23 protein-coding genes are annotated in these 22406 nt (G+C 65.4%); 5 read left to right on the top strand and 18 right to left on the bottom strand.

Going from position 1 to position 22406, the window contains the following annotated elements; all coding sequences use genetic code 11:
* Window positions 1-4: 4 nt before the first annotated feature.
* The 16 genes from CH339_RS12430 to CH339_RS12505 form a co-directional block, all read right to left on the bottom strand.
* Window positions 5-1183 carry an NADH-quinone oxidoreductase subunit D gene (locus CH339_RS12430; RefSeq protein WP_111434678.1) on the bottom strand — a complete coding sequence of 393 codons (1179 nt, stop codon included), beginning with the start codon at window positions 1181-1183 and terminating at the stop codon, window positions 5-7.
* A 1-nt stretch (window position 1184) separates the two neighbouring features.
* Window positions 1185-1718 carry an NADH-quinone oxidoreductase subunit C gene (locus tag CH339_RS12435; RefSeq protein ID WP_111434679.1) on the bottom strand — a complete coding sequence of 178 codons (534 nt, stop codon included), beginning with the start codon at window positions 1716-1718 and terminating at the stop codon, window positions 1185-1187.
* A gap of 6 nt (window positions 1719-1724) precedes the next feature.
* Window positions 1725-2426: a NuoB/complex I 20 kDa subunit family protein gene (locus tag CH339_RS12440; protein WP_111434680.1), complete on the bottom strand. Its 702-nt coding sequence runs from the start codon at window positions 2424-2426 to the stop codon at window positions 1725-1727.
* A gap of 10 nt (window positions 2427-2436) precedes the next feature.
* Entirely contained in the window at window positions 2437-3342 is a 906-nt protein-coding gene (locus tag CH339_RS12445) for a respiratory chain complex I subunit 1 family protein (protein WP_111434681.1), read from the bottom strand.
* Window positions 3339-6482, bottom strand: a complete 3144-nt coding sequence (locus CH339_RS12450; RefSeq protein ID WP_111434682.1) for a proton-conducting transporter transmembrane domain-containing protein — start codon at window positions 6480-6482, stop codon at window positions 3339-3341. The genes CH339_RS12445 and CH339_RS12450 overlap by 4 nt, the downstream gene beginning before the upstream one ends.
* Window positions 6479-6835: a sodium:proton antiporter gene (locus CH339_RS12455; RefSeq protein ID WP_111434683.1), complete on the bottom strand. Its 357-nt coding sequence runs from the start codon at window positions 6833-6835 to the stop codon at window positions 6479-6481. The genes CH339_RS12450 and CH339_RS12455 overlap by 4 nt, the downstream gene beginning before the upstream one ends.
* Window positions 6832-7536, bottom strand: a complete 705-nt coding sequence (locus CH339_RS12460; protein ID WP_111434684.1) for a Na(+)/H(+) antiporter subunit B — start codon at window positions 7534-7536, stop codon at window positions 6832-6834. The genes CH339_RS12455 and CH339_RS12460 overlap by 4 nt, the downstream gene beginning before the upstream one ends.
* Entirely contained in the window at window positions 7529-7789 is a 261-nt protein-coding gene (locus CH339_RS12465; RefSeq protein WP_111434685.1) for a hydrogenase subunit MbhD domain-containing protein, read from the bottom strand. The genes CH339_RS12460 and CH339_RS12465 overlap by 8 nt, the downstream gene beginning before the upstream one ends.
* Window positions 7786-8115 carry a monovalent cation/H(+) antiporter subunit G gene (mnhG, locus tag CH339_RS12470; RefSeq protein ID WP_111434686.1) on the bottom strand — a complete coding sequence of 110 codons (330 nt, stop codon included), beginning with the start codon at window positions 8113-8115 and terminating at the stop codon, window positions 7786-7788. The genes CH339_RS12465 and mnhG overlap by 4 nt, the downstream gene beginning before the upstream one ends.
* Window positions 8115-8375, bottom strand: coding sequence for an MrpF/PhaF family protein (locus CH339_RS12475; protein WP_111434687.1), 261 nt, complete (start codon window positions 8373-8375; stop codon window positions 8115-8117). Before CH339_RS12475 ends, mnhG begins: the two co-directional genes overlap by 1 nt.
* A complete protein-coding gene (locus tag CH339_RS12480; protein ID WP_111434688.1) occupies window positions 8368-8865 on the bottom strand; it encodes a Na+/H+ antiporter subunit E in 498 nt (165 codons plus the stop codon). Before CH339_RS12480 ends, CH339_RS12475 begins: the two co-directional genes overlap by 8 nt.
* A 301-nt stretch (window positions 8866-9166) precedes the next feature.
* Window positions 9167-10453, bottom strand: coding sequence for a TRAP transporter large permease (locus CH339_RS12485; RefSeq protein WP_111434689.1), 1287 nt, complete (start codon window positions 10451-10453; stop codon window positions 9167-9169).
* Window positions 10450-10980 (bottom strand): TRAP transporter small permease, encoded by a 531-nt coding sequence (locus tag CH339_RS12490; protein WP_111434690.1) that lies wholly within the window; start codon window positions 10978-10980, stop codon window positions 10450-10452. Before CH339_RS12490 ends, CH339_RS12485 begins: the two co-directional genes overlap by 4 nt.
* Window positions 10981-10987: 7 nt before the next feature.
* Window positions 10988-11968 (bottom strand): TRAP transporter substrate-binding protein DctP, encoded by a 981-nt coding sequence (dctP, locus tag CH339_RS12495; RefSeq protein ID WP_111434691.1) that lies wholly within the window; start codon window positions 11966-11968, stop codon window positions 10988-10990.
* 59 nt (window positions 11969-12027) lie between these two features.
* Window positions 12028-12972, bottom strand: a complete 945-nt coding sequence (locus tag CH339_RS12500) for a hydroxymethylglutaryl-CoA lyase (RefSeq protein ID WP_111434692.1) — start codon at window positions 12970-12972, stop codon at window positions 12028-12030.
* The gene (locus CH339_RS12505; RefSeq protein ID WP_111434693.1) at window positions 12969-14159 is read right to left on the bottom strand and encodes a CaiB/BaiF CoA transferase family protein; all 1191 of its coding nucleotides are present in this window, start codon (window positions 14157-14159) and stop codon (window positions 12969-12971) included. The genes CH339_RS12500 and CH339_RS12505 overlap by 4 nt, the downstream gene beginning before the upstream one ends.
* Window positions 14160-14270: 111 nt before the next feature.
* Here CH339_RS12505 and CH339_RS12510 point away from each other — a divergent pair, with 111 nt between their 5' ends.
* Window positions 14271-15200 carry a LysR family transcriptional regulator gene (locus CH339_RS12510; protein ID WP_111434694.1) on the top strand — a complete coding sequence of 310 codons (930 nt, stop codon included), beginning with the start codon at window positions 14271-14273 and terminating at the stop codon, window positions 15198-15200.
* A gap of 21 nt (window positions 15201-15221) precedes the next feature.
* Entirely contained in the window at window positions 15222-15689 is a 468-nt protein-coding gene (locus CH339_RS12515) for an SAM-dependent methyltransferase (protein WP_111434695.1), read from the top strand.
* A gap of 63 nt (window positions 15690-15752) precedes the next feature.
* On the opposite strand, the gene CH339_RS12520 is transcribed toward CH339_RS12515, so the two are convergent.
* Window positions 15753-16169 carry a type II toxin-antitoxin system HicB family antitoxin gene (locus CH339_RS12520; RefSeq protein ID WP_111434725.1) on the bottom strand — a complete coding sequence of 139 codons (417 nt, stop codon included), beginning with the start codon at window positions 16167-16169 and terminating at the stop codon, window positions 15753-15755.
* A gap of 23 nt (window positions 16170-16192) precedes the next feature.
* Complete coding sequence (locus CH339_RS12525) at window positions 16193-16384, bottom strand: type II toxin-antitoxin system HicA family toxin (RefSeq protein WP_111434696.1); 192 nt, start codon at window positions 16382-16384, stop codon at window positions 16193-16195.
* Window positions 16385-16671: 287 nt separating this feature from the next.
* On the opposite strand from CH339_RS12525, the gene CH339_RS25155 reads away from it, so the two are divergent.
* From CH339_RS25155 to CH339_RS12535, 3 genes are read left to right on the top strand one after another with little or no spacing between them, the layout of a single operon-like run.
* A complete protein-coding gene (locus CH339_RS25155) occupies window positions 16672-17514 on the top strand; it encodes an ImuA family protein (RefSeq protein WP_244669114.1) in 843 nt (280 codons plus the stop codon).
* Window positions 17471-18958, top strand: a complete 1488-nt coding sequence (locus CH339_RS12530) for a Y-family DNA polymerase (protein WP_276329881.1) — start codon at window positions 17471-17473, stop codon at window positions 18956-18958. Before CH339_RS25155 ends, CH339_RS12530 begins: the two co-directional genes overlap by 44 nt.
* A complete protein-coding gene (locus CH339_RS12535) occupies window positions 18955-22368 on the top strand; it encodes an error-prone DNA polymerase (protein WP_111434698.1) in 3414 nt (1137 codons plus the stop codon). Before CH339_RS12530 ends, CH339_RS12535 begins: the two co-directional genes overlap by 4 nt.
* Window positions 22369-22406: the final 38 nt, after the last annotated feature.

Raw genomic sequence — 22406 nt, forward strand, 5'->3', positions numbered from 1 at the left:
TCCCCTAGCGCTCGATTTCCGGCGGATAGGTGTGCAGCGACACCATCAGCCCGGCGACGTCGGAAATGTTGGCGTTGACGATGAGCTTTTCCAGCAGCGCCATGGCATGGGTGTAGGACGGCCCGCGCACATTGACCCGGCGCGGATAGCCGGAGCCGTCGGTGACGAGGTAGTAGCCGTATTCGCCGCGCGAGCACTCGCCGCGGATATAGGTCTCGCCTTCAGGGATCTTCCAGTTGAGAACGTTCGGGAGCCTGGTCATCACCGGCCCGTCCTTCGGCATTTTTTGGAGGATCTGCCGGATCAGGTCGATGGAGACATGGACGTCCCGGCGGCGCACATCGGCGCGGGTGTAGATATCGGACACTGATCCGGTGACCGGCTCGAAGTCGAGCTCGGGGTAGACCAGATAGGGCTGGTCCTTGCGCACGTCCTTGGCAACACCGGCAGCCCGGGCGTTCGGGCCGGTAACGCCATAGGGCTCGATCATCTCCGGAGTGATCACTCCGACCCCGACCGTGCGCTTCTTGAAGACGGCATTGCAGTACATGACATCGTTGATGTCTTTCAGGGCCCGTTCGACCTCCCTGAGCGTTTCCTCCATTCGTACTGCAAAGCCTTCCGGCAGGCCGTCGCGGACGCCGCCGGGCAGGATGAACATGTGGTAGATGCGCGCCCCGGTCATCTCCTCGAACCGGTCGAGCATCAGGTCGCGGACATAGGTCGCCCACTGGCCGATGACGCCCATGCCAAAGCTTCCCGCCTGGCCGCCGAGATACATCATGTAGCTGTTGATGCGGCCCATCTCGAGAATGAGCGTGCGGATCCAATGCGCCCGTTCCGGAACTTCCAGGCCGGCCAGTTCCTCGACCGCGGCGGCGTAGCAATATTCGTTGAAATCCGGCTCCGGCACGCAGATGCGGCAGACGATGGGGAAGCACTGGATGAAGGTGCGCCGCTCCATCAGCTTCTCAAAGCCGCGGTGCAGATAGCCCACATGGGTCCGCCCCTCGACGACCTCGTCGCCGCATACGGTCAACTCCACCGACATGTTGCCGGTGATGCCGGGATGCTGCGGGCCCTGCCAGAGCTTCAGGTACTTGCCCGAGGCAAGATCGATGTCGAGGCTGCCGTCGGCCTTCGCCTCCGGATACTGGCTGCGGTCGAGTTCGAAAAGCGCCATCTCAGGAGGCCTCGCCCGGGTAGAGTTTGTCTTTCATGTGCGTCGCCGGATCGAAGGTCTCCCGGCCCGGCCGGTGGAAGTAGGTTTCCTCGGCGTATTTCTTGGTGTCGAAGTCGCGCCGGTAGGGCGGGATGTCGGTCCAGCCTTCCAGGATGAACTCCTCGTCGATGCGCGGGCTGCCCGGAAAGTCGATGCCGAACATCTCCTTCAGCTCGCGCTGATAGGTCGCCGCCGTCGGCCACAGGTCGTGGATGCCCGCCATCGTCGCCTCCTCGCGGTCGATGAAGACGCGAAGGCCGATGTCGCGGGCTCTTGTGCGGTTGTGGACCAGATAGGTGAGCTGAAACTGCCCGCCCTCGATCCAGTCGACGGCCGTAAGCAACACCAGATGAGTGAAGCCCTCCACGTCGCGCAAATGCGTGATGACGGCGCGAAGGAGATCCGGCGCAACCGAGACGAAGGCGAGGTCGTCGCGCTTTTCGGTGATGTCGCCGAGCGAAAACAGTGTGCCCAGCCGGTCGGTAAGGTCTTTCATCGCATGCTACCAGCTATAGTCCGGCATATCCCAGTCGTGGATCACCTGTTTCTGGTTGGCCTTGTACCAGTCGAAGTTCTCCGCGTAGCGGTTGGCGCCCTCGCCCTTGCCGGCCTTGATGATCTTCTTCAGCTCCAAAAAGCCGGCGAGCAGGGCCTCCGGTCGCGGCATGCAGCCGGTGATGTAAAGGTCGACCGGCAGGTAGCGATCGAGCCGCTTGATGGTGTTGTAGCTGTCCCAGTACATGCCGCCATTGATGGTGCAGGAGCCGAGCCCGACGACGTATTTCGGGTTCTGCATCTGCTCGTAGGAGCGGATCGCCCGCTTCAGCGTCTTCACCGAGAGATAGCCGGAGATGACGAAGAGGTTGGCCTGGCGCGGCGTCGGCCGCCACTGGATGCCGTAGCGATAGGCATCGAAGCGCGGCGTCATCAGCGGCCGCATCTCGATGGCGCCGCAGCCGGTGCCGAAGCCGAGGATCCAGAGCGATTCCGCCCGCGCCCAGTTGAAGAGGTCTTCGACGATCTTGGCATAGGCCGGCGGATGGACGCGCGGCGGCGCCTCGCAATAGTAGTCCTTCAGCGGCTCGACGGTGATTTCCTGCCCGTCCGGCGTTTTGACCACGCGCGGCTGCAGCTCTTGCTTGACCGGCCGCTCGGGCCGCTCCTTCAGGCGGTTCTTCTCGCCCGGCTTGACGAAGGCTTCCATCGTTGACCCCTCACACGATGAGAATGGCGGCGATGCCGATCGGCACGGCCCAGACCATGAACCAGCGGATCGACTGCTCGACCCGGAAACGCGGAAAAACGACGCCGACCAGCACCGAGACCATGTAGATCGCGAAGACTTTCACGAAAAACACCGGCCAGTTCGACGCGCCGCCGAAGAAGAGGTTCATGAAGATGACGATCTTGGCGATCGGAAAGATCACCCGGTTGGTCTGCATCAGCGCCAGATAGGCCGAGTGGTACTCGGTCGGCGGCCCGATCGGGATTTCCTGCGGCGCCAGCACCACGTCGAAGGGCGGGCGCATCATGGAGCCGAGGAAGGAGAGCATGGCGGCAATCACGGCGAGCGGATTGGTGAAGAGCGTCCAGTGCAGGAACCCGCCCTGCTGGGCCGCGACGATCTCCGTGATCGACAGCGTCTGGTACTGCACGGCGATGGCAAAGACCGCGAGCGCCAGCGGCAGTTCGGCCATCGTCACCTGCGACAGGCCGCGGGAGACGCCGATCGCCGAATAGGGATGGCCGCTCTCGCCGGCGCCGAGCGCCATGCCGAGCGAGCCGAAGAAGATGAAATAGAGCGCAAGGATCAAATCGCCGGCGAACGACATGTTGGAGAACATCGCCGAGCCATAGATCGTCGGCACGAACAGCAAGAGCCCGACGCCGCCGGTCAACCGGAACACCGGTCCGAGATAGAACATGAAGCCGTGGGTGATGGCGCTACGGAGCGCGTAGTTCTTCAGAAGGTCGATGTAGTTCTGGTAGATCGGGATGCCGTAGCGCCCGCCGACCCGTGCCGCGATCTTCTGCATCAGGGCAGTGAGCAACAGCCCGTAATTGACGACGATGAAGAGCGTCAAAAGGGCGAAGGGGATCTTCATCCACTCGAAGGTCATGGCCGCACCCCCATGGAGAGCAGGTAGACGATGACGACGAAGCCGACGAAGTGGAAGGCGTAGACCTGGCCGTCACCGGTATAGAAGCGTCGCGTGAGGTCCGCGGTGCCGTGCAGCGTGCCGGTGATGCCGCCCCAGAAGCGGGTGACCAGCGGTTCGGTCAGGAAGCCCAGCGCCTTGCGGTAGGGCGCAAAGAAATTCCAGGCGAAATGGGTGGTCTCGGGGCGGTAGGGCCGTTCCGCGGCAAAGACGATGTTGAACTGCTTCACCTTCTGGGCCCGGTGGTTGAGGAAGACGAGCCAGGCGAGCAGCACGACGAAGATGACGGCGACGACGATCATGATGGAGACCGGGCTCCAGTAGCCGTACTCGCTGGTGATCGTCAGGCCCTCCCAGGCAAGGCCGTGGCTCGGGAAGAACGAGCCGAGATAGGCATCGACGCGGCGGAGCGCCAGGCCCGGGAAGATCGCGAACCCGATCAGGAAGGCGACGAACAGCATCTGCGGCAGGACGATCCAGAACGGGGCTTCCTTCAGGCGCCGGTGCTCGTCCTTGAGCTGGCCGAGGAAGATCGTGTGGATCAGCCGGAAGAGGTAGAGGAAGGCGATCGGGCCGGAGAGGAAGATGATCACCATCGGCAGCCGGGCGTCCGAACTCATGATCGCGTTGTAGAAGATCCACCGGCCGCCGAAGCCTGAGAGCGGCGGCACGCCGGACATGGCGATGATGCCGACGAGGACGGCGATGAAGGAGAGCGGCATCAGGGTGATGAGCCCGCCCATCCGGTACATCAGCTTGGTGCCGGTGCGCTTTGCGATGCCGCCGACGGAGAGGAACAGCATCGATTTGTAGACATAGTGGTTGATGACGAACATCAGCGCCATCAGCCAGCCGAGATGGTTCATCAGGGCAAGGCCGAAGAGCGCATAGCCCATCTGGCCGATGGAGGAATAGGCAAGCAGCCGCTTGGCGTCCTCCTGGAAGATCGCCATGAGGTTGCCGAGGAGCGCGGAGAGCGCGCCGATCCAGAGCAGCACATAGGTGAGCTCGACACCGTAAAACTGGGTCTTGCCCATGGTCATAAGCAAGATGAAGAAACCGTAGAGCCCGGCCTTCAAAAGGATGCCGGAGACCATCGGCGAGACGTCCGTCTCCGCCTCCGCATGGGCGCCCGGCAGCCAGATATGGAGCCCGATCGCCGCCGTCTTGGTCATGAAGCCGGCGGCAAGGAGGATGAAGACGTAAGGAGCAAAGGTCGCCGAGACGTCGGCAAGGCCTTGGAGGGCGAAGGGCTGGGTGCCTTGCGCGGCGACGGCAAAGCCGGCGAGGATCGCAAAGGCGCCGCCGAGGGAAAAGACGATGTAGGAGAGCGCGTGCGGTTCCGACTTCTTGCCCCTGAGGATCAGGAAATAGGAGCCGAGGGTGAGGATTTCCCAGGCCGCAAAGAAGCCGAACGAGTCTTCCGCGACGATCAGCATGGCGAGCCCGGCATACATCAGCATGGCGGACGGGTAGAAGCCGATGCGGCGGCCGTGCGTTTCGAAGCTCGCCAGCAAAATGACCGCGCCGCCGATCAGGATGATGACGCCGAAGATAAGCCTCAGCGGGTCGTAACCCGGATAGCTGACCAGGAACCAGGCGACGAGACCGGCAATCGCAATCGCGTTCTTGACCTTCGCCGGTAGCCAGTCGAGGGCAAGGAAGGAAAGCGCAAAGAGCAGCGGCAGCGCCGTCAGCACATTGCCGAGACCGGAGAGGTCGCCCCAGAGGTAACCGAGCCCCCAGCCGGCGGCGACGGCGATGAGCACCACGCCGATCTTGTGCAGCGACAGATCGACCTGCTGCGCCGGTGCCTCGCGCTTCAGGGCATAGCCGAACCACCTGAACAGGTAGCCGGCCTCGATGAGGGCGCCGAGGAGGATGAGCCCGAGCACCAGATAGCGGCCGTCGGCGGCGAGCGCATGGGCGAGCTGCCACTTCGCATAGAAGCCCGGGAAGGGCGGCAGGCCGACGAGCATCGCAACGAAGGAGGCAAAGGCGAACAGCAGCACCGGGTGGTGCTTCAGCTCGGCCCAGGACGTCAGCGCCCGCTCCGGCAGGGTGCCGGAGAGCCAGTAGAGCCCGGCCTTGGCGACGGCATGCGCCAGAAGGATGCCGCCGGCGATGAAGAGATACTGGTCGCCCAGAAGGTCCTTCTGGCCGATGACGGCGAAGACGAGCCCGATCTGGGCAACGGACGAATAGCCGAGCAGCCGCCGGTCGCTGGTTTGCGACAGCGCCAGCACATTGGCGGCAACGAAGGTGGAAAGCCCGATGGCGGTTGCCACCGGCAGCCAGGCCGGCCCGCCGATGAGGAGCGCCTTGTCGACCGCGTAGAGCGATGCCGCGCCGGCAGCGGCGGAAAAGATCGCGGAGAACGCCGGATGGGCGGACTCGTAGATATCGAGCGCCCAGCCATTCGCCGGGAACGGCTTCAACTCGGCAACGAGGGCGATAAAGAGAAGGAAGAAGGCGAGCGCACCGGACTTCAGGAGCACCGTCGAATTGCCGGCGGCGGACGCAGCCGCGAGGTCGTCGATATTGAGCGACCCGCCGGCGTGGTAGAGGAAGATGATGCCGATGAGGAGCAGGATCGAGATCACCTGCGAGACTATCAAATATTTGAAGCCGGCAGACAGCGCCCGCGCGTCGTCGGACAGGAGCACCAGGCCGCCGGTGGAGATGACGGCAAGCTCGAAGAAGACGAAGAGGTTGAAGACGTCGCGGGTGAGCACGATGCCGGCGAACGACATGGTGGCGATGAGGAGCACCGCCATCGACCGCCGCCCGAGCCGCATCATCGGCTCTTTGAGGAACACGGCCGCAAGGAGGCCCGTGACCGTGATCAGCAGCGTCAGCGCGGCTTCCGCCAGCCCCATGCGCAGATTGATGGCAAAGGGCGGCTTCGTGCCGGCGGTGAAGATCTCGACCGGGCCGGTCGAGCCGGAGGACAGGGCGAACAGCCAGTCGGCCGCGATCCAGCTCATGACGGCGAGCGCGACAAGCGTGATCGCGTAGGCCGTAGCGCGCAGCCGATTGTCGAGGAAGGCCAGCAGGAACGCGGTGCCGAGGCCTATGGCGATGATCAGGATCGGGCTCACCCTTTTAGCTCCGTGAATTTGGAGATATCGAGCGTGCGTTTGGTCTCGTAGAGCTTGAAGGCGTAGGCGAGCATCAGCGCAGTGATGCCGAGGCCGATGACGATCGCCGTCAGCACCAGGGCCTGCGGCACCGGATCGATGATCCGCTCGGCGGCGTCGGCCACCGGCACGGCCGCGTCGAGGATCGGCGCGGTGCGCCCGGCGAGGTAGCCGACCGAGACCAGCACCAGGTTGACGCCGGTGCTGGCGATAGTGAAGGCGACGATCATCCTCAGGATGTTGCGGTTGGTGAGCGCGCCGTAGAGCCCCATCAGGATCAGCAGGAACCCGGCCGCCATGGAAACGAGGATCATTGCGGCTTCTCCGTCTCGGAAAGATTGACCAGCATGGAGCTGAACTCCGCCCCGACCTTAAGGCCGACCAGCGAATAGATGATCGGGATGGCGCCGGCCGAGAACAGCGATCCGAAATCGCCGAGCGGCAGGATGCGGTTGTCGAGGAAGCCGCCGGCGAGCACCAGGCCGAGGACGCCGATGGCCACGTAGAAGAGCCCCGACAGCGACTCCACCCGCGCGATCATGCGGTGGCCGAAGCGACGCAGGGGGTCGGTGAGGAGCAGCAAGAGCATCGACGAAGCGACGATGGCACCGCCCTGGAAGCCGCCGCCCGGCGTCAGATGGCCGTTGACGAAGACATAGACGCCGAAGAGGACGATCAACGGCACCAACAGCCGGCTGCCGGTATGCAGCAACTCGCCGGAGGGCGGCAGCACCCGCTGCGGCGTGCCCGGCTGATGGCGTGATTGAGCGAGTACCAGCGCGACGATCGCCGCCGTCAGGAACAGCACCGTCACCTCGCCGAGGGTATCGAGGCCGCGATAGGTGACGATGATCGCGGTGACGATGTTGGCGGCGCCGAGGTCATTGGCCGTGTTCTCCGCGTAGTAGCGCGCCGTCAGGTTCAGCTCCGTGTCGGGCGAATAACCCAGCAGCAGCCCGGCGAACACCGTGCCGAGGCCGAGCAAGAAGAAAACAGCGAGGGCGTGCCTAATCATGGTCCTGCTCCCCGCCGCCGACGCGTCCCAGCACGAAGAAGAAGAGGAAGGTGGTGAGCCCGCTGCCGATCGCCGCTTCGGTCATTGCAACGTCCGGCGCGGCAAGGATCAGAAACAGCACCGAGGCGAACAGCGAGACGGCGCCGGCCGACAGGATCGCCACCGGCAGGCTGTCGACGCGGATGGCAACGAACGCCGCCCCGATGGTGGCGAGCGCCACGACGACGCTCATGACGGGCAGGAACGCGCTCATGCCGTCTCTCCCGTATCGTCGGCGAGCCGGTCGACCTGAACCTCATGCGTCTGCGCCACCCTCGTGCGATGCGCCGCGCGCGCCAGCACCTGGGATGACAGCGGATTGGTGAACAGCAGAAACAGGCCGATGAGGAGCAGCTTCAGCGTCCAGGCCGGCTCAAGGAGGGCGACGCCGGCAAGGGTCAGGAGCGTGCCGAGGGTCGTCGTCTTGGTGCCGGCCTGGATGCGGTTGAAGGTGTCCGGCATGCGGTAGAGGCCGAGCCCGCCGAGAAGCAGGAACACGGTGCCGGCAACGAGCACGAGGGCGCCGAGAAGGTCGAGCATCACGACGCTCCTTCCAGGTAGCGGGCGATGACGATGACGCCGAGGAAGGAGAGAAGCGCGTAGACCAGCGCCACGTCGAGATAGATGACCCGGCCTTCGACCAGCGCCACCAGCACCATGCCGGTGATGGCGATGATGGTGAGAACGTCGAAGGCGATGACCCTGTCGACGGCGCGCGGTCCCTTGACGAAGCGGAACAGCGCCAGGAGGAAGGCCGCGCCGGCGATGACACCGGCGACGGTGATCAGGACCTCAACCATACATGACCTCAAGATAGCGCTCGAAGCCGGCGACGATCTTTGCCGTCGCCCCCTCATTGTCGGTGGCGTCGACCGTCACCCAGTGCACGTAGAGCCATTCGCCGGTGAGCTCGACGGAGAGTGTGCCCGGCGTCAGGGTGATGGAATTGGCGAGCAGCAGCCGGCCCATCGGGCTTTTCAGCTTCGTCCTCACCTTGACGATGCCCGGCTTGATCGGCAGCTCCGGCGACAAGACGATGCGGGCAAGCGCGATGTTCGAGCGCACGAGCTCCCGCAGGAAATAGAAAACGAAGAGGATGGAGGCGGTGAAGGAGCGCGGCACCGGCTGAAAGTGCGACAGGAACGACAGCCCGTCGGTGTAGAAGAGGACGATGGCAATCGCAGCCGCGGCGCCGACGGCGAGCGTTCCGGGCGCCAGCGTTCCGTTCAGAAGAATCCAGAACAGGAGCAGGGTCGCGAAAAGCTCGGCCGAATTGCGCACCCTGCCCATTGCGGCGTCTCCCTTAAGGCAGCCCCTCTTGCCCGCGCATCGCATCCGGTCGCAAGCCCTTGGACGGGCGGGAACGGCGGCGGATCCGAAAATTCAGTCAGCGGCAAACCGGCGGAAGGGGATGGTCAGGAGGAGGTGCCGAGTCGCCCGATGCGAGGATCAGCCTTTGGTATCATCTATTAGAAATCAATAACATTCGGAAATGATACTATATCCTCGGTCAAATTCGCGCGGAAAGGTCAGCACTACAGACGCGAATCCGCGGAAATCCCGGCGGTTTCCACGGGTCACACCGGTGCGCTCAGCGCCCGAACCCGGAGGTCGCGGGCAGCCAGGTGGCAAGTTCGGGAAAGGCGATCAGGCAGGCCAGCCCGCCGATCATCAGGGCGACGAAGGGCGCCGCGCCGCGCACGACATCGGAGAGCGGCGCGTCGGTGATGCCCTTGATGACGAAGAGGTTCATGCCGACCGGCGGGGTTATCAGCGCCAGCTCCAGATTGATCATCAGGAGAACCCCGTACCAGATCGGGTCGATGCCGAGCTCGTGCATGGTCGGCAACAGGATCGGCGTGGTGATCAGGATGATGGAGATCGTCTCCAGGAACATGCCGAGGACGAAGACGAGGCCCATCACCGCGACGATGAAGCCGATCGGCCCGAGCCCCAGATTGGCGACCATCTCCGTGACGCCGACCGGCAGGCGGATGATGGTGATGGCATGGCCGAACATCGCCGCCCCGGCGATGATCATGAACACCATCACCGAGGTGCGCATGGTCTGCTGCGCGCAGGCCCAGAGATCGGAAATGCCGAAATTGCGGTAGGCAAGGACGGCAACGGCAAGCGCATAGACACAGCCGGCGGCGGCGGCTTCCGAAGCGGTAAAGATGCCGAAATAGATGCCGCCCATGACGACGGGGGGCGCCATCAGCGCCCAAATCGAGCGCTTCGTCGCTGCCACCATCTTTGAGAACGCCGCCATTTCCGGCGCCTTGACGCCGGCGCGCCGCGTCGCCTGGACGACGCAGAAGATCGAAAACACCAGCGCCATCAGGACGCCGGGGATGATGCCGGCAAGGAACAGCGCCCCGATCGAGACCTCCGAGACGATGGCATAGAGGATCATCGGCCCGGACGGCGGGATGAGGATGCCGAGCGTGCCGCCGGCGGCGACGACGCCGAGCGCATCGCGCGTCGGATAGCCGAACCGCTTCATCTGCGGCACGGCGCTTGAGCCGACGGAAAGGGCGGTGGCGACCGAGGAGCCGGAAATCGCGGCGAAGATGGTGCAGGACAGCACGGTGGCGACACCGAGCCCGCCGCGGATATGGCCGACGACGGTGTGCGCGAACTCGTAGAGGTCGTCGATCACCTTCGCCCGGATCATGATCTGCGCCATCAGCACGAACAGCGGGATGGCGGTCAAAAGGTCCTTGTTGAGGTGCGAAAAGACCGTGTCGGCGACCGCCGAGACGTCGCCCTCGAAGATCAGCAGGATCGCCGTCGCCATCAGGCCGAGGGCGGCGAAGATGGGAATGCCGATGAGAAGCAGGAGGATCAGCCCGGCAAAGACGACAACCGCGGTCATTCCGCGTCCTTCCCGGCAAGGTGGCGGATGAGGATGGCGAGCGCGACGAGGATGAGGAGCCCGGCGCCGATCAGCATCGGGAGCTGCGGGATCCAGGTCGCCACTTCCAGATAGCCCGGTGAATAGGAGCCGAAGTCATAGGCAAAGGAGATGGAGTCCCAGGTGCTGACGGCGAGCACGACCGCAAAGCCGATGACGGCGAGATTGGCGACGACGGCAAGCAGCCGCTTCAGCCCTGGCCCGACCCGGTCGGTGACGAGGTCGATGGCGATGTGCTCGCCGTGCCGGAGCGTTTCCGCCGCCCCCAGCATGACCAGCGCGACCAAGAGGTAGCCGGCGAGTTCGTCGCCCCATTTCAGCGGTGTATCGAGGAAATAGCGCTGCAGGATCGCATAGACGACCAGCACCATGACGGCCAGCACGAGCGCGGAGGCAACGATGCCGCCGAGCCAGGCCGGCCAGGTCAGGAAGCCTTTCGGCAAAGAGGGGGCGTCCTGCGCCCCCTCGCCGTGTTCGTCGTCGGACATGGAGCCCCTAAAGCTTGCCGATCAGCTCGATCAGCTTCTTGGCGTCGTCATTGTCGGCGAACTTCTCGTCGAAGGCCGGCCGCATGGCGGCTTCCAGCGCGTCGATCTCTTCCTCGGTCGCGATGTGCACCTCGGCGCCCTTTTCGCGGAGCTGGTCCGGCGCCTTGGAGGCGGCTTCCGTGGAGGCCTCGATGGCCCATTCCGCCGCCTTGTCGCCGGCCGCCTTCAGCGCCGCCTTGTTGGCGTCGGAAAGCCCGTCATAGAATTTCGGGTTCACGTAGCCGTGGAAATAGACCGAGATCACCGGCAGCACGACGAAGTGGTCCTGCACCTCGTAATATTTGCGCGAGACGGCGGCGGCAATGTCGGTGAGGCCGGCATCGATGACGCCGGTGGCGAGCGCCTGGTAGACCTTGGAGCCGGACATGGAGCTGGGCGCTGCGCCGAGCGCTTCCAGCGAGGCGTTGAAGGACGGCTCCAGGCCGCGGATCTTCACGCCGTCGAAGTCTTCAGGCTTCAAGAGGTATTTGTCGTTGGAAGTGAACACCGAGGTATTGGTGGTGAACAGCCAGACGACGTTCTTCAGGCCCTTGTCCTCAAGCTTTTCATCGAGGAACGCGGCGGCTTCCGACTCCGGCCATTTGCGCCAGATGTCGAGATCGCTGAAGGCGAACGGCGCCATGGTGACGTTCATGATCGGCAGGGTCTTGCCCCACTGGAAGTTCACCGAGAACGCGCATTCCACGTCGCCCTTGGCGGTCGCGACGATGTTCTCGCGCGCGCCGACGAGGCTGCTGGCGCCGAATATCTGCACATCGATATCGCCGTTCGACTGCTTCTCGACCTCTTCGGCCCAGCGGTCGATGACCTTGGCGATGTGGTGGCCCGGCGGAAGCTGGTGGCTGCAGCGCATGGTCTCCGCCGCCATCGTCGCCGTCGACGTGGCGGCGAGCATGCAGGCGGCGGCGAGAATGTGTGACAGCTTCATATGATCTCTCCCTGACTGTCGTCCTTATGCATCGGTGGGGTGGGATTGGCTAGAGCCGGTCAGTGCCGGTAGGTGACCGTCGCCGGAAGGCCGGCCCTTGCGAGCGCGCCGTAGAGCGGCTCGTCCGGCATTTCGGTCTTCAGGATCTCGCGTACCGGGAACAATGCCTCAAGGTCGATGCCGGTGGCAAAGCCCATCGTCTCGCACAGATAGACGAGGTCCTCGAAGACGACATTGCCGGTGGCACCCGGCGCAAAGGGGCAGCCGCCGAGGCCGCCGATGGACCCGTCGAGGATGCGCGCGCCGGCATTGAGGGCCGCCGCCGCATTGGCGATGCCCATGCCGCGGGTATCGTGCAGGTGCACCGAATAGGGAGTATCGCCGCAGAGTTTGCCGATATCCTCACACAGCTCTTCGACCTGCTTGGGACCGCAGAAGCCGACCGTATCGGCGATGCCGACGATGTCGGCGCCGGCCTCGAGGCAGGCCTCCGAAAGCCGCACCACCTCGGCGGGGTCGACGGGACCTGCGATGGAACAGCCGAATGCCATGGAGATCGCGGCCATCACCAGCGGCCGCTTCGGCGCGCCGGCGGCCTTTTCGGCCGTACTGCGAACGAGATCGATCGCCGCCGCGCGCGAGCGGCGCATGTTGGCCTGGCTGTGCTCTTCCGTTGCCGAGACGACGCACACCACCTCGTCGACGCCGGACGCCATCGCATCGTCCGCGCCGCGCTCGTTGAGGGCGAGCGCCGCCGAGCGTGCGCCCTCAAGGCCGGCGATGACGCCGATGAGCTCGCGAAGGTCGGCGAATTGCGGCATCCGGCTGGCGGGCAGGAACGAGCCGACCTCGAAATGCCTCACGCCCGCACCATGCGCCCGCTTGATCCATTCGGCCTTGCCCGCGGTCGAGGGAAAGGCCTTCACCAGTTGCAGCCCGTCGCGCAAGCCCACCTCGCGCAAGGAGACGCGGGCCCGGGGGTAGATCTCGCTCGCCCGGCTCATGCCGCCTCCCCCTTGGATGCGCCGCGCGCGGCCGCGATTTCCTCTTCGGAAAGGCCGAGTTCCGTCAGCACCTCGGTGCTGTCGGCGCCGATGTCGGCGAGGTATTCGCCGTGGCAGGTGAAGGACTGGCCGTCGATCTCCACCGGCAGGCCGGGCGCCCGGAAGGTGGTGCCGTCGGCCATCGTCGTGGTGATGAGACCGCCGGGCCGGTTGACGTGGGGGTCGTCATACATCTCCGCCGGCCGGGCGATCGGCGAGAACGGAATGCCGGTCTCCTCGAAGGCGACGGCCAGCTCGTCGAAGTCGCGCTTGGCGATCGCCTTGGCAAAAATCGGCACGGTCCACTCGCGGGCATCGATCTGCGCCATGCGCGACTGCAGGTCGGGATGGTCGAGAAGCTCCTGCAGCTCCAGGATCCGGCACAGGATGCCCCACTGGCCCTCGGTGACGGCGCCGACGAAGATCTGCCGGCCGCTCACCGTCTCGAAGATGTCGTAGACCGGCCAGGAGAAATCCCGTTCCGGCATCGGCGGCGCCTCGCGGCCCTCGATGTCGAACTGCACCATGTGCTGGGCGACGAGCAGCAGGCAGTTCTCGAAAAGGCCGACGCGCACGGCGCGGCCCTTGCCGTCCTTGTCGCGCTCGAACAGGGCCGCCAGCACCGACAGGGCGCCGAAGAGGCCCGCCATAATGTCATTGGCGGAGGACCCGATGCGCAGCGGCCGGCCGGTCGGTCCGGTCATATAGGCCATGCCGGTCATCATCTGCACCACCTCGTCGAGCGCCGTGCGCTCCTTATAGGGGCCGTGCAGAAAGCCCTTGCAGGAGGCAACGACGAGGCGCGGATATTTCTCGCGCAGCATCTCCGGCGCAAAGCCCATCTTGGCGAGCGAGACGTCGCGAAAGTTTTCCACGAACACGTCGGCGGTCTTCAAAAGCTTGTCGAGGGCGGCGCGGCCGGCGTCGGACTTCAGGTCCAGCGTCACCGACTTCTTGCCGCGGTTGAAGGTCGGAAAGAACCCCCGGCCCATGCCGGTGAGGTCGCGGGTCTTGTCGCCCTCCGGCGGCTCGACCTTGATCACCTCCGCGCCGAGGAAGCTTAGGAACATCCCGCAGGACGGTCCGAGAATCATGTGGCTCATCTCCACGACGCGGACGCCGTCGAGCGGTTTGAAAGCTGGTTCCATGGGCTCCCTGCCCTTGTTGCTCTTGTTGACGAGCGGCGGAGTTTAGTGTTGCCGGTTCATTTTCGAAATTCTATTGATTCGAACTCATCATTCGAAAAAACAGAACGCAAGATGGACTCCCGCCAGCTCCGTTACTTCGCCGCGATCTTCGAGGCCCGGTCGCTGTCGCGGGCCTCCGAGGCGCTTCATATCGCGCCCTCGGCCCTCAGTCACCACCTCGCCAACCTGGAAGAGGAACTGGCGACCGCGCTTTTTGTCCGAAAACCCCGCGGCATGCAGCCGACGGCGGCGGGCGAGCGGCTGTTCGGGCATGCGCGGGTGATCCTGCGTGCGATCGCCAGCGCCGAGCGGGACGTGCGCGACGCCGGCCGGGAGATCTCCGGCGAGGTCGCCGTCGGCATGGCCTTTTCCGCGGTCAAGACCATCGGCGTGCCGCTCCTGGAAAAGGTCGCGTGCGACTATCCGAAGCTGCGCCTTGCCTTGTCGGAAAGCCTTTCCGGCGCCACGCTCATGGAGCTGATGGCCTCGGAGATCGACCTTGCCATGGTCTACAACCCGCCGCTCGATCCGCGCCTGCGCTCCCAGCCGCTCCTTGAGGAGCGTATGGTCTGCATCGGCCGGGCCGACGTCATCGGCGATACCGAGGAACCGCTCGCCTTCGACGACCTTCTGGACCTGCCGATCATCCTGTTGCGCCGTGGCAACTCGGCGCGGGCCATCGTCGACGACGCGGCGCTCCTGAAAAGGCTCGAGGCCCGCGCCCGGCTGCACCTCAATTCGGTGCAGGCGATCACCGGCTCGCTGCTCGCCGGCCTCGGCTGCGTCATCGGCACCCGGCACCTCATGCGCGAGCACCTGGAGGCCGGCCGGCTGATGGCCCGGCCGATCGTCGCCCCGGAGCTTTCCCGCACGCTCTGCCTGTGCGAATTGTCGGAGCGCCCCGCCACCTATGCCCGCGAGACCGTGCGCCAGCTTCTTATGCACTTCGTTCTCGATGCCATCGCCCGCGGCCTCTGGGACGCCCGCGCCGTCGACAAGTAGATTCAAAGGAACGTTCAAGCCATGAAGCTCGACCTCGACCCGATCGGCACCGTGCGCGGCGGCCGCGATGTCCCCGAAGACGACGACTGGGGCAAAAGCCTCTGCCGGCTGGAACTCGACGCGGAGCGCTTTTCCGAAGACGCGCTTTACGGCCTTGCCGACTTCTCCCATGCCGAGGTGGTGTTCGTGTTCGACCGGGTGCCGGACGAAAAAATCGTCGCCGGCGCCCGCCACCCGCGCGGCCGCAAGGACTGGCCGCTGGTCGGCATCTTCGCCCAGCGCGGCAAGAACCGTCCGAACCGCATCGGCGTCTCGGTCTGCGAGATCGTCGCCGTCTCCGGCACCACCGTCGAGGTCCGCGGCCTCGACGCCATCGACGGCTCCCCGATCCTCGACATCAAGCCGGTGATGAAAGGCTTTTTGCCCCGCGGTGACGTCCGCGAACCGGACTGGGCGGCGGAGATCATGAAGAATTACTGGAAGGCTTGAGGCGGGCTTTTTATGGAGGTCGACCTCGTGATCGTCGTTCCGTTGCCGAAGCGTCGGCGCTATTTACGCTGCCTCATCCCATCGGATGTCCATTCGGCCGAACAAATCGCAACCGACCGCTTTCAGAGCGAGGTCCATCTGGTCCAAACCGGTTCCGTGATCGAGTTTGAACAGGCGGTCCACCTGCTCCCTGTGCTTCCATCCCAGTCGGCGCTGCAGCTCAGCTCGCGAGACATTTTGCTCGAAGCAGAGCATGTATAGGACGGTTTTTAGCCAAGTCAGGGCGGGAAGTTGAACCGTATACTGAGAGGCATCTTCCGGATGCGGGACGGGGATGCGTTGTTTGGCGGCAATCCGCGCGGCGATCGCTTCTTCGAGTGCATTTCGCCCGTTGCACATTGCGGAATCGAGGTCTTCGCCAAATGTGGCGACCTCCGGGAAATCCGGTGACGTGACGAAAAACGTTTCGTTGTCGTCCATGGAGAGGTCCAAGCGGAACCAATTCATAGCTCGATCTCCAAATCCTTCAGAATTTTGTTGACGAGTCTGGTACCCAGCTCCTTTCGGGAGCCGTGCATCGGCAACTGGCTCGTGCGATCTCCTCGGCGAATCGTCTTGTGACCGCTACCGCCCTTGTGGGTTTCAAACGAACAGCCATGCTTTTTGAGCAGCTTCTCAAGCTCTCTTGCATTCATAATTTAGGCCGTAAAACGTTTTTGTGAAACTCCACAAAAACGTGAACAATCTAATCAAGCATGTCAAGCGTGTATTTGTAGGCCGTAAACACCCTGTGATTTTATCGGATTGCTCAATAGGAGACGAGCGTCGTTACCGAGCTTCGCTTTGTCAGTGAGTTCGTGATCGAGTCACACCAACGGCCAATTTCAAACGGAAACAGACCCCTAAAACGCCCGCATTGACTCCTTTCAGCGGCGGTGCTTTCATAGAACAAAATGGGAACATTTAAAACCACGAGCAGGCCATGCCGACGGAACTCGACCGGCTGCGCGCGAAGCTGTCGGCTTTCGCGCGACACCCCATGCACGACCCTGTCCCCTCGCCCGGCGGAGAAAGGAAAACCGGGCTCGGCCCGGCCGATCTCGACCGGTTCTTGGAAGGCGGGCTCGGCCGCGGCGCGCTGCATGAGATCTTTGCCGCCGGCCCCCTCGACGCCGGCGCTGCGGCCGGCTTTGCCGCCGCCCTCACCCGGCGCGTGCTCGACGACGCCTCGGCCGAAAAAAACGGCACGGACAAGACCGTCGTCTGGGTTCGCCAGGCCTTCGTCAATGTGGAGGCGGGAAGCCTCTACGGCCCCGGTCTTGCCGGCCTCGGCCTCGATCCGGCCGACCTCGTCCTTGTCGAGGCGAAAGATCCCCTCGGCGTCCTCAAGGCGGGGCTGGAAGCGGCGCGCTGTTCCGCGCTCGGCGCCGTCGTCATCGAGCCCTGGGGGGCGCCGAAGGTGCTCGACTTCACCGCCTCGCGCCGCCTGGCGCTCGCCGCCTCCGAGGCCGGCACCACCGTCCTCCTGTTGCGCCTGCAGGCGGAGCCCCAGCAGAGCGCGGCCGAGACCCGTTGGCGCGTTGCCGCCGGCCCCTCCCGGCCGCTCGCCGCCAACGCCCCCGGGGCCGCGGCCTTCACCATCGAGCTGTTGCGCCATCGCACCGGTCCCGCCGGCCGGCGCTGGCATCTGGAGTGGGATCATGGGCAGTGTCTCTTTACCCAACCCGCGCGCCGCGCGCCGCTACCTCGCCCTGTGGTTTCCCTACCTCAGCGCGGATCGCATCCAGCGCCGCTCCCGGCAGAACGCACCCGCACCGGCACGTGAGAAAGGAGCCCCGCTCGTCTTCATCGAAAAGGACCGCAGCGCGCTCCGCCTTGCCGCCGGTGACGCCCGGGCCGAAAAGCTCGGCCTTTGCCCCGGGCTGGCGCTCGCCGATGCCCGCGCCCGCATTCCGGAGCTTGAGGCCGTGGAGATGGACCGCGCCGCCGACGCGGCGTTCCTGGAGCGCATCGCCGATTTCTGCGACCGCTATACGCCGCTGGTCGCCCTCGATCCGCCCGACGGCCTTATCCTCGACATCACCGGCTGCGCCCATCTCCTGAACGGCGAGGACCGTCTCCACGCGGACATCAAAAAGCGCCTTGCCGCATTGGGGATCACCGTACGGGCAAGCATCGCCGGAACGCCCGAGGCCGCAAAGGCCCTCGCCCGCTTCGGCCGCGAAAGAATCGTCCCGGCCGGCGGCGAGCCCGACGCCGTCGCTCCCCTTCCCGCCGCCGCCCTCGATCTCGCGCCCCAGACCGTCCAGGCGCTGTCGCGGGCGGGCCTGAAGACCGTCGGTGCCCTTGCTGAGCGCCCGCGCCCGCCGCTCGCCGCCCGCTTCGGTGCCGACCTTGTCGCCCGCCTTGCCGGCGTCCTCGGCGAGCGCGACCTGCGCATCACGCCGCGCCGGCCGATGCCGCCGACCATGGCCGAGCGGAGCTTTGCCGAACCCATCGGCCTTGAAGCCGACATGCTGGAAGCGCTGCGGAGCCTTGCCAGCCATGTCTGCGGGAGCCTTGAGACCCGCGGCGAGGGCGGGCGCAGCTTCGAGGCCGCCTTCTTTCGCACCGACGGCCGGGTCTTTCGCATCGGCATCGAGACCGTGGAGCCCCAGCGCGATCCGGCCGTACTGATACGCCTCTTCAGGGAACGCCTCGGCGCCCTCCCCGACCCGCTCGACCCCGGCTTCGGCTTCGATTTCATCCGCCTTGCGGTCATCGCCAGCGAGCCGGCCGCAATGCCCCAGACGAGCCTTGACGGCAGCGAGGCGGCCGAGCAGGAGGTGAGCGATCTCATCGACCGGCTGATCGCCCGCTTCGGGCGCGACGCTGTGCGCCGCTTCGTTGCCGTCGACAGCCACATCCCCGAGCTTGCCGCCCGCACCGTCCCGGCCCTCGGCGCGGCCGAGGACGGCACCCCTTGGATACCACCGGAGGCCCAAAGCCGCCCGATCCACCTGTTCGATCCGCCCCAGCCGATCGAGACCCTTGCCGAGGTGCCGGACGGCCCGCCCCTGCGCTTCCGCTGGCGCCGCGCCATGCACGACATCGCCCGCGCCGAGGGGCCGGAGCGCATCGCAGCGGAATGGTGGCGCGCCGACGGCCTGACCCGCGACTACTACCGCGTCGAGGACGGCGCCGGCCGGCGCTACTGGGTGTTCCGCGAGGGGCTCTACGGGCTGGAGGCGGAGCGGCCGCGCTGGTTCCTGCACGGAATTTTTCCATGACCGCCTATGCCGAACTGGCCGCGACCAGCAACTTCTCGTTTTTGCGCGGCGCCTCCCACCCCCAGGAACTTGTCGCCGAGGCGCTGCGCCTCGGCCATACCGGCCTCGGCATTGCCGACCGCAACAGCGTCGCCGGCGTCGTCCGCGCCCATGGCGCCTTCAAGGACCTGGAGGCGAAGCTGCAGGCAAAGACCGGCCGGCCGGTGCCACTCCCCTTCCGGCTTGCCGTCGGCAGCCGGCTGGTGTTTTGCGACGGCACACCGGAAATCCTCGCCTATCCCCAGAACCGCACCGGCTGGGCCTCCCTCTGCCGGCTTTTGAGCCTCGGCAAGCTGCGCGCGGAAAAGGGCGACTGCCTCATCCGGATCGACGACCTCCTCGCGGCCCTCGGCGACCTCCTCCTCGTCGTCATGCCCGGCGAGGGGGCGCTAGAGTCCGATTCAGGACCACACTCGGCCGAAACATCCGCTCCTTCGTCCCAATCTCCCTCAGGCGTCATTGCCGGGCTTGACCCGGCAATCCATTCGGACTTTCAGAACGCTCCGGCAGCGCCGCGTGGACCACCGGGTCGAAGCCCGGTGGTGACGCAGAGTGGAGAGCAAACGGGCGAGAGGGACATCCTCTTCTCCACCCTTAGCCGCCTAATCGATGCCGCGCCCGGCGCCGTCTGGCTCGCCGCCTCCATGCTCTATCGCGGCGACGACCGGCGCCGACTTATTGGTCTCAAGACACTCGCCGAGGAAGCGGGCGTGCCGCTCCTTGCCGTCAACGACGTGCTCTATCACCGGCCGGAGCGGCGCCCCCTGCAGGACGTCGTCACCTGCATTCGCGAGGGGTTAAAACTCGCCAGCGCCGGCCGCCGCCTCAACGCCAATGCGGAGCGCCACCTGAAATACCCTGAGGAGATGGCCCGCCTGTTCCGCGACGCCCCGGAGGCGATCGCCGAGACCGGCCGGCTGCTGGAGCGTATCGACTTCTCCCTCGACGAGCTCTGCTACGAATACCCCGAAGAGATGATCCCGCCGGGAAAGAGCCCGCAGGGCTGGCTGGAGGAACTGACCTGGAAGCGCGCGCGCTGGCGCTATCCGGACGGCGTTCCGGCAAAGGTCGAAAAGCTCCTCATCGACGAACTGACGCTGATTTCCGACCTCGACTACGCCCGCTATTTCCTCACCATCCACGACATCGTCCGCTTCGCCGAGGACCGCGGCATCCTCTGCCAGGGCCGCGGCTCCGCCGCCAATTCCGCCGTCTGCTACGTGCTCGGCATCACTGCCGTCGACCCGGCCGAGCACGACCTTTTGTTCGCCCGCTTCATTTCCGCCGAACGCAAGGAGCCGCCCGACATCGACGTCGATTTCGAGCACGAGCGGCGCGAGGAGGTGATCCAGCACATCTACCAGCGCTACGGCCGCGAGCGCGCCGGCATCGCCGCCACCGTCATCCGCTACCGGCCGAAGAGCGCCATCCGCGAGGTCGGCAAGGTCTTCGGTTTGACCGAAGATGTCACCGCCCGCCTTGCCGGCACGGTCTGGGGAAGCTGGGGCGACAACAAGGGCGCGCTCCGGGTGCGCGAGGCCGGACTCGATCCGGAAAACCCGCTGATAAAGCAGGCCGTCGACCTTGCCGGAACCCTGCTCGGCTTTCCCCGCCATCTCTCCCAGCATGTCGGCGGCTTCGTGCTGACCCGCGGCCGTCTCGACGAGCTGGTGCCGATCGGCAATGCGGCGATGGCGGACCGCACCTTCATCGAATGGGACAAGGACGACATCGACACCCTCGGGCTGATGAAGGTAGATGTGCTGGCCCTCGGCATGCTGACCTGCATCCGCAAATGCTTCGAGCTGATGCGGGGCCATTGCGGCCTCGACCATGATCTCGCCAGCATCCCGCAGGAGGACGGGGCGGTCTACGAGATGCTGCAAAGGGGCGATTCCATCGGCGTCTTCCAGGTCGAAAGCCGGGCCCAGATCGCCATGCTGCCACGCCTGAAGCCGAAAGAGTTCTACGACCTCGTCATCGAGGTGGCGATCGTGCGCCCCGGCCCGATCCAGGGCGACATGGTGCACCCCTATCTGCGCCGGCGGAACGGCGAGGAGGCGGTGCACTTTCCCTCGCCCGCCCCGCCGCACGATCCGGACGAGCTTCGCAACGTGCTGAGCCGGACCCTCGGCGTGCCGCTGTTCCAGGAACAGGCCATGAAGGTCGCCATCGTCGCGGCGGAATTCACCGCCGACGAGGCCAACGGCCTGAGGCGCGCCATGGCCACCTTCCGCCATCTCGGCACCATCCACTCGTTCGAGGAAAAGATGGTCGAGGGCATGGTCCGGCGCGGCTATGAGCGCGACTTCGCCGAGCGCTGCTTCAACCAGATCAAGGGGTTCGGCGACTACGGCTTTCCGGAAAGCCACGCCGCCTCCTTTGCCAAGCTGGTCTACGTCTCCGCCTGGATCAAATGCCACCACCCGGCGGTCTTTGCCTGCGGCCTCCTCAACGCCCAGCCCATGGGGTTCTATGCCCCGGCCCAGATCGTCCGCGACGCCCGCGAGCACGGGGTCGAGGTGCGCGGCCCCGACATCAACGCCAGCTTCTGGGACAACACCTTGGAGGAGGCCGCAAGCGGCGCCCTTACGCTGCGTCTCGGCTTTCGCCAGATCGACGGGTTCCGGGAGGACTGGGCAAAGACACTGACGGACGGGCGGGAGGACGGTTACGGCGACGTGGAAACGCTCTGGCGCCGCACCGGTCTTCCCCATGGCGCGCTCAAAAAACTGGCCGACGCCGACGCCTTTCGCTCTCTAAAACTCGACCGGCGCGAGGCGCTGTGGGCCGTGCGGCGCCTGCCGGACGATGCGCCGCTGCCGCTGTTCGCCGCCGCCGAGGCGCGCGAGCTCGGCGAGGAGCCGCAAACGCTGCTGCCGGAAATGCCGATGTCGGAGCACGTCGTTACCGACTACCAGACGCTCAGGCTATCGCTGAAGGCGCATCCCTTGTCGTTTCTCAGAAAAAAATTCGCCGACGAAGGAATCATCCCCTGCGCCGGCCTCGCCGACCTGCCCGATGCCGCCTTTGTGCGCTGCGCCGGCGTCGTCATCATCCGCCAGAGGCCGGGCAAGGGCAACGCCATCTTCATGACGCTGGAGGACGAGACCGGCATCGCCAACGCGCTCATCTGGGCGCGCCGCTTCGAGCGGTTCCGGCGCGAGATCATGAGCGCCCGGCTCGCCGTCGTCGAGGGCCGCATCCAGAAGAGTACCGACGGCGTCATCCACCTGATCGCCAGCGCCGTCCGCGACCGCAGCGCCGACCTTGCCGCCCTGCAGGATGACGAGGTAGCGAGCGGCCCGCCGGCCCGCGCCCGCCACCCGCGCAACGTCCGCGTCATTCCGAAGTCGCGGGATTTCCACTGACACTCTACAAAGTTGTTATTTTCTAGATTTCAATTAAA

Origin of the sequence: Rhodobium orientis, from assembly GCF_003258835.1 — a bacterium.
GTDB lineage: Bacteria > Pseudomonadota > Alphaproteobacteria > Rhizobiales > Rhodobiaceae > Rhodobium > Rhodobium orientis.